We start from the raw sequence: 12,314 nt of genomic DNA, 5'->3' as shown, positions 1-12,314 counted from the left end.
CCGGCCCGGCGCGGCCCCGCTCGCCCGTCCCCGGCCACCGGGTGGCCGGCCCGGCGCGGCCGCCGCTTGGCTGGCCCACCCCGGCCGCCGGGCGGCCGAGGGCGTCTCAGGTCACCGGCGCCTTCGCACGCAGCACCGTCAGGAACTCCCGCATCCACACCGGGTGGTCCGGCCAGGCGCGGGCGGAGACCAGCGTTCCGTCGACGACCGCCTCGGCGTCCCGGAAGGTCGCGCCGGCGGACTGCATGTCCAGCTCCAGGGCGGGGTACGCGGTGACGCGGCGGCCGCGGAGGGCGTCCACCGCGGCGGTGAGCAGAGGACCGTGGCAGATCTGCGCCACGGGCTTGTCGGCGTCGAAGAAGGATTTGAGAATCTTGCGGAGTTCGGGGTCGTTGCGGAGGTATTCGGGAGCCCGGCCGCCGGGGATGACGACGGCGGCGTACTGGCCGGGGTCGACTTCCGCGAAGGCGAGATCGGCGGGCCAGGTGTAGCCGGGTTTCTCGGTGTAGGTGTCGAAGCCGGGTTCGAAGTCGTGGACGACGAACCGGAGCTTCTTGCGGGTGGGGGCCGCGATGTGGACCTCGTAGCCCTCTTCGAGAAGGCGCTGGTAGGGATACAGCACTTCGAGGGACTCGGCGGCGTCGCCGGTGACGATCAGGACCTTGGCTGTCATGCGGGCGGCTCCCCTCCGGGGTGGGCGTCACTGGGCAACCTGCCCTGGGCCGGGCCGCTTGCCAAGGGGACGCGCCGGTTTCGAGGCACCGGCGGTCACGGTGACCGACTGTGCAGAGTGTCAAAGTTCCCGCCCCGGTTTTGTACACATACGGCTCATGACGGGCCCCCGGTAAGGAGCGATAGCCTTGGTGGCGTGATCAGCGCGATAGTTCGCGGGGGCGGCCTTGCCCCTGCCCTGCGCCCGGTACGCACGGACGACATCCGTGACCGGGCGGCGGTCGCTGGTCTTCGCGGGCGGGCCGGGGAATCCGAGGCCCCCTTCAGGGCGCCGGGCGGACGCAGGACGGAGCGGCCGCGGCGCGCGGTGCCGGAACCGTCGTACGCGTCGCAAATGGCTGATAACCCCCCGCTCGTCTCCCCTTGCGGCATAGCGTCGAAGCGGACCGGACACCCCGTGTCCCGGCGTCACGCCGGAAGGGCAGAGACCGTACTTCCTTCTACGTCACGCAACGGCGCGCGACAGGAGCCAGAGGACAATGCAGACCAAGCTGGACGAAGCCAAGGCCGAGCTGCTCGACAGGGCCGCCCGGGTAGCTGAGAACAGCCCGGTCGGGGGGCACCTACCGACTGGGACGACGGAACACGGCACCCCCGACCGGGAGGCCGTGCTCGCGTTCCTCCAGCGCTACTACCTGCACACCGCTCCGGAAGACCTCACCGACCGGGACCCGGTCGACGTCTTCGGAGCCGCCTACTCCCACTACCGACTGGCCGAGAACCGCCCCCAGGGCACGGCCAACGTGCGCGTCCACACCCCGACCGTCGAGGAGAACGGCTGGACGTGCAGCCACTCCGTGGTCGAGGTCGTCACCGACGACATGCCCTTCCTCGTCGACTCGGTCACCAACGAGCTGACCCGGCAGGGCCGCGGCATCCACGTCGTCATCCACCCGCAGGTCACCGTCCGCCGTGACGTCACCGGCAAGCTGGTCGAGATGCTCACCCCCGCGCCGGCCGGCGATCTGCCGCACGACGCGCACATCGAGTCCTGGATCCACGTCGAGATCGACCGTGAGACCGACCGCGCGGACCTGAAGCAGATCACCGCCGACCTGCTGCGCGTGCTGTCCGACGTCCGCGAGGCCGTCGAGGACTGGGGCAAGATGCGCGAGGCGGCCGTGCGCATCGCCGAGAACCTGCCGCAGGAGCCGCTGGCCGGCGACCTGCCCGAGCAGGAGGTCGAGGAGGCCCGCGAGCTGCTGCGCTGGCTGGCCGACGACCACTTCACCTTCCTCGGCTACCGCGAGTACCAGCTGCGCGAGGACGACTCCCTCGCCGCCGTCCCCGGCACCGGCCTCGGCATCCTGCGCGCCGACCCGCACCACGCGGGCGACGACCAGCACCCGGTCAGCCCGTCCTTCGAGCGGCTGCCCGCGGACGCCCGCGCCAAGGCGCGCGAGCACAAGCTGCTGGTGCTGACCAAGGCCAACAGCCGGGCCACCGTGCACCGGCCGTCGTACCTGGACTACATCGGCGTCAAGAAGTTCGACGCGGACGGCAACGTCGTCGGCGAGCGGCGCTTCCTCGGCCTGTTCTCCTCCGCCGCCTACACCGAGTCGGTGCGCCGCGTGCCGGTGATCCGCCGCAAGGTCGAGGCGGTGCTCAAGGGCGCCGGCTTCTCGCCGCACAGCCACGACGGGCGCGACCTGCTGCAGATCCTGGAGACCTACCCGCGCGACGAGCTGTTCCAGACGCCCGTCGACGAGCTGCGCTCCATCGTCACCTCCGTCCTCTACCTCCAGGAACGCCGCCGGCTGCGGCTCTACCTGCGCCAGGACGAGTACGGCCGCTACTACTCGGCGCTCGTCTACCTCCCGCGCGACCGCTACACCACCGGCGTGCGCCTGCGGATCATCGACATCCTCAAGGAGGAGCTGGGCGGCACCAGCGTCGACTTCACCGCCTGGAACACCGAGTCGATCCTGTCCCGGCTGCACTTCGTGGTCCGCGTCCCGCAGGGCACCGAGCTGCCCGAGCTGTCCGACGCCGACAAGGAGCGCATCGAGGCCCGTCTGGTCGAGGCCGCCCGCTCCTGGGCCGACGGCTTCGCGGAGGCGCTGAACGCCGAGTTCGGCGAGGAGCGCGCGGCGGAGCTGCTGCGGCGGTACGCGGGCGCCTTCCCCGAGGGGTACAAGGCCGACCACACCCCGCGCAACGCGGTCGCCGACCTCGCCCACCTGGAACGCCTCGACGAGAACCAGACCTTCGCGCTCAGCCTGTACGAGCCGGTGGGCGCCGGCCCGGACGAGCGCCGCTTCAAGATCTACCGCAAGGGCGAGGCGGTCTCCCTGTCCGCGGTGCTGCCGGTGCTCAACCGGCTCGGCGTCGAGGTGATGGACGAGCGGCCCTACGAGCTGCGCTGCGCCGACCGCCGGGTCGCCTGGATCTACGACTTCGGGCTGCGCATGCCCAAGGCGCAGAACGGCGCCGCCGACGGCGCCTACGCGAGCGACGACGCCCGCGAGCGCTTCCAGGAGGCCTTCGCGGCCACCTGGACCGGCCAGGCCGAGAACGACGGCTTCAACGCGCTGGTGCTGACCGCCGGGCTGTCCTGGCGGCAGGCGATGGTGCTGCGCGCGTACGCGAAGTACCTGCGCCAGGCGGGCTCCACCTTCAGCCAGGACTACATGGAGGACACCCTCCGCGACAACGTCCACACCACGCGGCTGCTGGTCTCGCTGTTCGAGGCGCGGATGTCGCCGGAGCGGCAGCGCGCCGGGCACGAGCTGGTCGACGCCCTGCTGGAGGAGCTGGACGCGGCGCTCGACCAGGTCGCGAGCCTCGACGAGGACCGCATCCTGCGCTCCTTCCTCACCGTCATCAAGGCCACCCTGCGGACCAACTTCTTCCAGAAGACCGAGGACGGCCGCCCGCACGACTACGTGTCGATGAAGTTCGACCCGCAGGCCATCCCTGACCTGCCGGCGCCCCGCCCGGCGTTCGAGATCTGGGTGTACTCGCCGCGCGTCGAGGGCGTGCACCTGCGCTTCGGCAAGGTCGCGCGCGGCGGCCTGCGCTGGTCCGACCGGCGCGAGGACTTCCGCACCGAGATCCTCGGCCTGGTCAAGGCGCAGATGGTGAAGAACACCGTCATCGTGCCCGTCGGCGCCAAGGGCGGCTTCGTCGCCAAGCAGCTGCCCGACCCGAGCGTCGACCGCGACGCCTGGATGGCGGAGGGCATCGCCAGCTACAAGACGTTCATCTCGGCGCTGCTCGACATCACCGACAACATGATCGCGGGCGAGGTCGTGCCCCCTGCGGACGTCGTCCGCCACGACGAGGACGACACCTACCTGGTCGTCGCCGCCGACAAGGGCACCGCGACGTTCTCCGACATCGCCAACGAGGTCGCGCAGCGGTACAACTTCTGGCTCGGCGACGCCTTCGCCTCCGGCGGCTCGGCCGGCTACGACCACAAGGGCATGGGCATCACCGCGCGCGGCGCCTGGGAGTCCGTCAAGCGGCACTTCCGCGAGCTGGGCGTGGACACCCAGAGCGAGGACTTCACGGTCGTCGGCATCGGCGACATGTCCGGTGACGTGTTCGGCAACGGCATGCTGCTCAGCGAGCACATCCGCCTGGTCGCCGCCTTCGACCACCGCCACATCTTCATCGACCCCAACCCGGACGCGGCCGTCTCCTACGCCGAGCGCCGCCGCCTGTTCGAGCTGCCCCGCTCCAGCTGGGCCGACTACGACACCGAGCTGATCTCGGCGGGCGGCGGCGTCTTCCCGCGCACCGCCAAGGCCATCCAGATCAACGCGCACATCCGCGAGGCCCTGGGCATCGAGGGCAAGGTCACCAAGATGACCCCCGCCGAGCTGATGAAGGCGATCCTCCAGGCGCCGGTGGACCTGCTGTGGAACGGCGGCATCGGCACCTACGTCAAGGCCTCCACCGAGTCCCACGGCGACGTCGGCGACAAGGCCAACGACGCCATCCGCGTCGACGGCGCGGACCTGCGCGTCAAGGTCGTCGGCGAGGGCGGCAACCTCGGCCTGACCCAGCTCGGCCGGATCGAGTTCGCGCTGCACGGCGGCCGGATCAACACCGACGCCATCGACAACAGCGCGGGCGTGGACACCTCCGACCACGAGGTGAACATCAAGATCCTGCTCAACGGCCTGGTCGCGGACGGCGACATGACCGTCAAGCAGCGCAACCGGCTGCTCGCCGACATGACCGACGAGGTCGGCAAGCTGGTGCTGCGCAACAACTACGCGCAGAACACGGCGATCGCCAACGCCCTCGCCCAGTCCAAGGACATGCTCCACGCCCAGCAGCGCTTCATGAAGCACCTGGTGCGCGAGGGCCACCTCGACCGGGCGCTGGAGTTCCTGCCGACCGACCGCCAGATCCGCGAGCGGCTCGCCCAGGGCCAGGGCCTGACCGGCCCGGAGACGGCCGTCCTGCTGGCGTACACGAAGATCACGGTCGCCGAGGAGCTGCTGCACACCTCGCTGCCGGACGACCCGTACCTGCGCGGCCTGCTGCACTGCTACTTCCCGACCGCGCTGCGCGAGCAGTTCGGCGACCGTATCGACACCCACCCGCTGCGCCGTGAGATCACCACGACGGTGCTGGTCAACGACACGGTCAACACCGGCGGTACGACGTATCTGCACCGGCTGCGCGAGGAGACCGGGGCGTCGCTGGAGGAGATCGTCCGGGCGCAGACCGCGGCCCGCGCGATCTTCCGCTCCGCCGAGGTGTGGGACGGCGTCGAGGCGCTGGACAACAGGGTCGAGGCCGACGTCCAGACCCGCATCCGGCTGCACTCGCGCCGCCTGGTGGAGCGCGGCACGCGCTGGCTGCTCAACAACCGGCCGCAGCCGATCCAGCTCGCCGAGACGGTCGACTTCTTCGCCGAGCGCGTCGAGCAGGTCTGGACGCAGCTGCCGAAGCTGCTGCGCGGCGCGGACCTGGAGTGGTGGCAGAAGATCCACGACGAGCTGACCGACGCCGGGGTGCCGGACGAGCTGGCCACGCGCGTGGCCGGGTTCTCCTCCGCGTTCCCGACGCTGGACATCGTCTCGGTGGCCGACCGCATGGGCAAGGAGCCGCTGGACGTCGCCGAGGTCTACTACGACCTCGCCGACCGCCTCGGCATCACCCAGCTGATGGACCGGATCATCGAGCTGCCCCGCGCGGACCGCTGGCAGTCCATGGCCCGCGCCGCCATCCGCGAGGACCTGTTCGCCGCGCACGCCGCGCTCACCGCCGACGTGCTGGCGGTGGGCAACGGCACCTCCACGCCGGAGCAGCGGTTCGAGGGCTGGCGGGAGAAGAACGCGGCGATCCTCAGCCGCGCCCGCACCACCCTGGAGGAGATCCAGTCGTCGGAGACGTTCGACCTCGCCAACCTGTCGGTGGCGATGCGGACGATGCGCACCCTGCTGCGGTCGCACTCGTAGCCGTACGGCGTGAAGAAGGCGCCCCGGACCGGTGGGTCCGGGGCGCCTTCGCGCCCAGGGCGGGGGGCAGCGAGGGCTCAGCGCAGCGCGCTCGCCAGCAGGCGTACCGCCCGGCGCACCCGGGGCCGGGACACGCGCCGCACCACCGGGCGCACCACGCGCGCGGTCAGTCCGGCCGGGCGCCACCGGATCTGGAGCCGGCCCGTGCCGCGCTCCTCGGGTTCGACGGTGACCAGGTGCGGGGCGGCCCCCGAGCGGTACTCCACGCGCGCGGTGAGCGGTCGGAAGGGCTCCTCCGGGGCCAGCAGCACGCCCCGGTGGAACAGCCCCTCGTGCTCCAGGCGCAGCACGGGGTGGCGGGCCCCGTCGAAGCCGTGCAGCGGGATCGGGGCGGCGGCCAGGTCGAGGTGGACATGGCCCTCGTAGACGCCCGGCCGCACCGGGGACAGCCGGAACGGCACGCTCATGCGCCGGCGGCCGGGGGAGAGCAGCAGGGTCGCCGCCCGCGGGCCCACCGGGAGGCGCAGCGCCGGGTCGTAGGTGCGGATCGCGAGGTCCACGGAGGCGCCGGGGCCGGGCGCGATCTCGGTGACCTCGTGGCGGAGCAGGGCGTACGGGAACGGGCAGGTGTCCGGGGCCAGGTCGGACAGGTCCAGCTCGCGGCGCGCCCCGTCGGTCTCGGGGAGCCGGTCGCCCCAGTACGTACGGCCCCCGTCGTCCGTGACGACCGTGCGCGGGCCGGTGGCGTGCCCCAGGCCGCGCGCCGCGAGCCGGGCGTCGGCCAGGCGCAGATCGCGCACCAGCTGCACCACCACGCGCTCGGGGCGCGGGAGACGGGCGTACGCGCCGGGCGCGAGCGTCGCGAGATACGGGTTGACGATCTCCGCGAACGCCGCGAGCCACTCCTCGTCCCGGTACGGCAGGTCGCCGGCGTACATCCGGAAGTCGTGCTTGAGGAACTTGTAGTCCTTCTCCTCGTGCAGCGCGCCGTGGCCGCTCTCGTCGAGGAACTCGTCGACGAGCCGCTGGACGTGCACCCGGTCGCGGACGTTCTCCAGCTTGTGCCGCTGGTTGGAGATGGAGGCGGCGTCGCCGGAGGCGTGCGGGGCGATGTACCAGCGGTAGACCGGTTCGGGGACGACGGTGAAGGCGCGGGCCAGGCAGTACGCCTGCGCGGTGAAGAGCTGGTCCTCGTAGTGGATGCCCTCCGGGAAGCGCAGCCCGTGCCGGTCGAGGAAGGCGCGGGCGTACATCTTGCTGGTCGCCAGGTGCTCGAAGAACAGCCGCGGTTCGGCGTCGATGCCGGGCACGGTACGGCGCTCGGCCACCAGCTGCGGCATCCACCGGCCGCGGTTGCCGGTGTCCGCGCGGACCCGTTCCACGGCGCCCATCACGAAGTCCACGTCCTGTTCCCGGTGCGCGGCCAGCAGCAGCTCCACCGCGTCCGGCAGCAGCTCGTCGTCGCTGTCGAGGAACATCACGTACGGCGCGCGGGCGATCTCCAGCGCCCGGTTGCGGGGCACGCTGCATCCGCCGCTGTTGCGGTCCAGGCGCAGGTGCAGGATCCGCGGGTCCTCCGCGGCCAGCCGGCGGGCCACCTCGGGGGTGGCGTCGGTGGAGTGGTCGTCGCTGATGACGATCTCGATGTTCGCGTGGGTCTGGCGGCGCACGGAGGCCACCGCGCGGGGGAGGCGTTCGGCGTCGTTGTAGACGATCACGACCACGGTCGCGTCCGGTGTGTGCGGCGCCGGGGCCTCGGGAATCCCGGGAACTTCGAAGGATTCGGGGGCTTCGGGAGCTTCGGGGACTTCCGGGCTCATGACGCGGTCGCCTCCTGCGGGGTGGGCGCGGGCGTGCGCCGGTCGACGGGGATGATCGCGGGCAGGGCCTCCTCCGGCTCGCCCAGGAAGACACGGCGTACGACCCGCTCGGCGGCGCGGCCGTCGTCGAACTCGCAGAACCGGCGCCGGAACATCGCCCGTTCCTTGCCCGCCTCGTCGCCGCACCAGGCGTCCGAGGTGAGGATGTCGGCCAGTTCCCCCTGGGTGCGGGCCACCGGGCCGGGGGCCTCGGCCATCAGGTCGAAGTAGACGCCGCGGGTCGCCACGTACGTCTCCCAGTCGTCGGCGTGGATGACGATCGGGCGGTCGAGGTTGGCGTAGTCGAACATGATCGACGAGTAGTCCGTGATCAGCGCGTCGGCGGCCAGGCACAGTTCCTCGACCGGCTCGTAGGCGGAGACGTCCAGGACGCGGCCCGCGCGGCGCAGTCCGGTGAGCGCGGACGCCGTGCGGGAGTGGAAGTAGTGGGCGCGCACCAGCAGGACCGTTTCCTCACCGAGCCGGTCGGCGAGGGTGGCGAGGTCCAGGCGCGGGGTCCACTCGGCCTCGTAGTCGCGGTGGGTGGGGGCGTACAGGATCGCGCGGCGGCCGGGGGCGATGCCCAGGCGGGCGCGGATCGCGGCGATGTCGGCGGCCGTCGCGGTGTAGTAGACGTCGTTGCGCGGATAGCCGTGGTCGAGGGAGACGAACCGGGACGGGTAGGCGCGCTCCCACATGCGGGTGGTGTGGCTGTTGGCGGAGACGCTGTAGTCCCACTTGTCGATCCGCGCCAGCAGCGCCTCGAAGTCCAGGCCCTGGGCGGTGGCGGGGTAGCGCATCTGGTCGACGCCCATGCGCTTGAGGGGGGTGCCGTGGTGGGTCTGGACGTGTACGGCGTCGGGGCGTTTCACCACCGCGTTGGCGAAGTTGACGTTGTTGACCAGGAACTTCGCGCGGCCCAGCACCTCCCAGTAGCGGCGGCTGCCGGGCACCACGTGGTCGGTGCCGGGCGGCAGCAGGCCCACGCGGTCCGGCGCGACGACCCACACCGGGTGGATCTGCGGGGCGAGTTCGGCGAGCTTGGCGGCGATGGCGGCCGGGTTGCAGGCGACACCGCGGTTCCAGTACGCCGAGAACACCGCGAGGTTGGGGTCGACCGGGCGGGCCAGCGCCCTGCGGTACTGGAGGGCGCGGACCTGGGTGCCGAGCTGCCGTCTGCCCGCGCGGAGGGCCGTTCTGGCGGCGCGGCGGGCGTGGTTGGCGCTCTGGAGGGCGCGGTAGCGGGCGTAGGCGTCCTCTTCGAGGAGGGTGCGGCGCAGGCCCTCCGGCCCGGCCGGGTGGCGCAGGCCCGCGGGACGCAGGCGGCGGGCCGCCTCGGAGGCGCGGTGGAAGAACACGCGCGCGTCGCGCTCCGGCATCCCCGTGCGGACGAAGGTGCGCAGGGCGTCCCGGACCATCAGGTGGTAGAGCACCGCGTGGGGGGCCGTGCGGGTGCGGGTGGCCGCCAGCAGGGCCTCGTAGCGGCCGAGGAGGGCGAGGTGGTCGTCGAGGGTGCGCGGCGGGAGGCTCTCGGGGCGCAGCTCGCGGTGTTCGAAGCCGGGGTGGGTGCAGCAGGCGATCCGCGCGGCGGTGAGCAGGGCGGTCTGCGCGGCGTACGCCTCGTCGTCGGTGGCCAGGGCGTCGGCGTGGGCGCGCCAGTGCTCCGCGCGTATCAGGCGGTTGCCGAGGACCGGGGTGAGGCGGAGCAGGGCGGGCAGGTCGTCGAGGGTCAGCTCGGCGCGGCCCGCGCGGGCCAGCAGCCGGCTGTCCCAGGACGGCAGGCCGGAGGTCCGCCAGGTGGTGCGGACGTGGTCGAACAGCAGGACGTCCACGGTGTCGGGAAGTTGGGCGGCACGGGCCGCCAGCAGGGCCGGGGCGCCCGGCAAGAGGCCGTCCTTGGCGTGTACGAAGTGCAGCCACCGCCCGGACGCGCGGGCCGCCCCCGCCGCCCGGGCCTCGGCGTCCCCGGTGCCGTCCGGCAGCGGGACGAGCACCGCGCCCGGGGCGTGCTCGCGGGCCGTGTCCCGGGCCCAGTCGCCGACCGCGACCACGATGACCTCGGTGTCCGGGGCCGGGTCGGCGGCCACGGAGTCGAGAAGGCCGGTCAGATGGCCCTGGGTGTTCGGGCCGTGGACGACGATGCTGAGCTCGGTTGGCACGGCGGACTCCCTTCACACGTTCGGGTGCCTCACACGGCATGGCCTGTTCGGTCATCGTGGCACCAAACCGGCGAAAGGGTTAACCGGGGTTGAGCCGGTCGGGAGGCGGAAGGGGCGCGGCGGGCCCGTGCCGGGGCGGGCTCAGGAGGTGACGGGCTCCGGCGCGGGCTTCGGCGCGGGCTCGGGTTTCGCCTTGGCCTCGGGCGCCGGCTCGGACTTCGCTTCGGGCTTCGCCTTCGGCTTCGGCTTGGGCTTGGCCGTCTTCTCCCCGGTGAACGCCTCGTACTCCTTCAGCACCTCCTCCGTCGGCCCGTCCATCCGCAGCTCGCCGCGCTCCAGCCACAGCACCCGGTCGCAGGTGTCGCGGATCGACTTGTTGTTGTGGCTGACGAGGAAGACCGTGCCGGCCTCCTTGCGCAGCTCGCGGATGCGGGCCTCGGAGCGCTTCTGGAAGGAGCGGTCGCCGGTGGCCAGCGCCTCGTCGATGAGCAGCACGTCGTGGTCCTTGGCGGCGGCGATGGAGAACCGCAGCCGGGCGGCCATGCCGGAGGAGTAGGTGCGCATCGGCAGGGTGATGAAGTCGCCCTTCTCGTTGATGCCGGAGAAGTCGACGATCTCCTGGTAGCGCTCCTTGATCTGCTCGCGGGACATGCCCATCGCCAGCCCGCCGAGGTGGACGTTGCGCTCACCGGTCAGGTCGTTCATCAGCGCCGCGTTGACGCCGAGCAGGGACGGCTGGCCATGGGTGTAGATCCGGCCGTTCTCCACGGGCAGCAGCCCGGCGACGGCCTTGAGCAGGGTCGACTTGCCGGAGCCGTTGGTGCCGATCAGGCCGATCGCCTCGCCCTTGTACGCCACGAAGGACACGTCGCGGACCGCGTGCACCCGGCGGACCCCGGCCGCCTTCTCGGCTTGCTTGCGGCGCAGGATGCGGTTGAGCGCGGCGGTCGCCGAGCCGCGGCCGGCGCCGGTGCCGTTGACCCGGTAGACGATGTCGACGTGGTCGGCGATGACGGTGGGGACCTTCTCGGCGGTGATCTCCTCGGTGGCGATCTTCGCGGTGGGGTTCTTCGCGGGTGCGGAAGTGTGCTCAGCCACGGCCGTACGTCTCCTCAGCCTTCCAGAAGTAGATGAAGCCGCCGACCCCGGCGAGCAGGGCCCAGCCCGCCGCGAGCGCCCACACGTGCGGGGGCAGCTGGCTCGCGTGGAAGCTGTCGATGAGCGCGAAGCGCATCAGGTCGATGTAGACGGCGGCCGGGTTGGTCTGGAGCAGTGTGCCCACCCAGCCCGGCAGGTCGGTGTGGCTGCGCAGGATGTGGTCGATGCTGAACATCACGCCGGAGGCGTACATCCAGGTGCGCAGCACGAACGGCATGAGCTGCGCGAGGTCCGGCGTCTTGGCCCCCAGCCGGGCCAGCACCATCGAGACGCCCGCGTTGAACGTGAACTGGAGGATCAGCGCCGGGATCGCCAGCACCCAGGACGCGGCGGGCGGCACGCCGAAGGCGAGCAGGATGACGATCAGGGCCGACATCGAGAACAGCAGCTGCTGGAGCTGCTGGAGGCAGAACGAGATGGGCAGCGAGGCCCGCGGGAAGTGCAGGGCCCGCACCAGGCCCAGGTTGCCGGAGATCGCGCGCGTGCCCGCCAGGATGGAGCTCTGCGTGAAGGTCCAGATGAACACGCCCGTGACCAGGAACGGGACGTAGTCCGGCACGCCGTTCCTGGTCTGGAGCAGCACGCCGAAGATCAGGTAGTAGACCGCCGCGTTCAGCAGCGGGGTCATGACCTGCCAGACCTGGCCCAGTTTCGCCTGGCTGTACTGGGCGGTGAGCTTGGCCGTGGCGAACGCGGCGATGAAGTGGCGGCGCGCCCACAACTGCCGGATGTACTGCGGCAGGGAGGGGCGGGCGCCGCTGACCGTGAGGCCGTGGCGGGCGGCGAGGGCCGCGAGGTCGGCGGGGTCGGCGTCGGGCGGGGCCGGGGTGGTGGCCCGGGACGACGTCGGGGGCGGTGTGTCGAGGACCTGGCTCACATCCGCTGCTTTCGGTCGGGGGAGGGGGGTGGCGGGGTGGGCGCCGGGGGCGCGCCGCGGTTCGGTGGGCCGACGTCGGGACGGGACCGTATCGTCGCAACGCGAGCGTAAG

Annotated in this window: 6 protein-coding genes; 1 reads left to right on the top strand and 5 read right to left on the bottom strand. The window is 72.0% G+C overall.

The annotated features are described in order from the left end of the window. Positions 1-106: 106 nt before the first annotated feature. Positions 107-673 (bottom strand): DJ-1/PfpI family protein, encoded by a 567-nt coding sequence (locus tag AB0K92_RS31155; RefSeq protein WP_165999309.1) that lies wholly within the window; start codon positions 671-673, stop codon positions 107-109. Positions 674-1,211: 538 nt separating this feature from the next. On the opposite strand from AB0K92_RS31155, the gene AB0K92_RS31150 reads away from it, so the two are divergent. Next, entirely contained in the window at positions 1,212-6,149 is a 4,938-nt protein-coding gene (locus AB0K92_RS31150) for an NAD-glutamate dehydrogenase (RefSeq protein ID WP_365928455.1), read from the top strand. Positions 6,150-6,226: 77 nt separating this feature from the next. Here the strand turns inward: AB0K92_RS31150 and AB0K92_RS31145 are convergent, their stop codons facing one another. From AB0K92_RS31145 to AB0K92_RS31130, 4 genes are all read right to left on the bottom strand, one after another. Then, positions 6,227-7,969 (bottom strand): glycosyltransferase family 2 protein, encoded by a 1,743-nt coding sequence (locus tag AB0K92_RS31145; protein WP_365928453.1) that lies wholly within the window; start codon positions 7,967-7,969, stop codon positions 6,227-6,229. Further along, a complete protein-coding gene (locus AB0K92_RS31140) occupies positions 7,966-10,167 on the bottom strand; it encodes a CDP-glycerol glycerophosphotransferase family protein (RefSeq protein ID WP_365928451.1) in 2,202 nt (733 codons plus the stop codon). The genes AB0K92_RS31145 and AB0K92_RS31140 overlap by 4 nt, the downstream gene beginning before the upstream one ends. A 141-nt stretch (positions 10,168-10,308) precedes the next feature. Next, positions 10,309-11,220 carry an ABC transporter ATP-binding protein gene (locus AB0K92_RS31135; protein ID WP_365928462.1) on the bottom strand — a complete coding sequence of 304 codons (912 nt, stop codon included), beginning with the start codon at positions 11,218-11,220 and terminating at the stop codon, positions 10,309-10,311. 37 nt (positions 11,221-11,257) lie between these two features. Then, on the bottom strand, positions 11,258-12,202 hold the full coding sequence (locus AB0K92_RS31130; protein ID WP_365928449.1) for an ABC transporter permease: 945 nt from the start codon (positions 12,200-12,202) through the stop codon (positions 11,258-11,260). Positions 12,203-12,314 lie beyond the last annotated feature (112 nt).

It is taken from the genome of Streptomyces sp. NPDC052687 (assembly GCF_040678395.1).
Taxonomy (GTDB): domain Bacteria; phylum Actinomycetota; class Actinomycetes; order Streptomycetales; family Streptomycetaceae; genus Streptomyces.
Note: the sequence above shows the minus strand (reverse complement) of the source record. Positions and strands in the feature narration are given on the sequence as shown.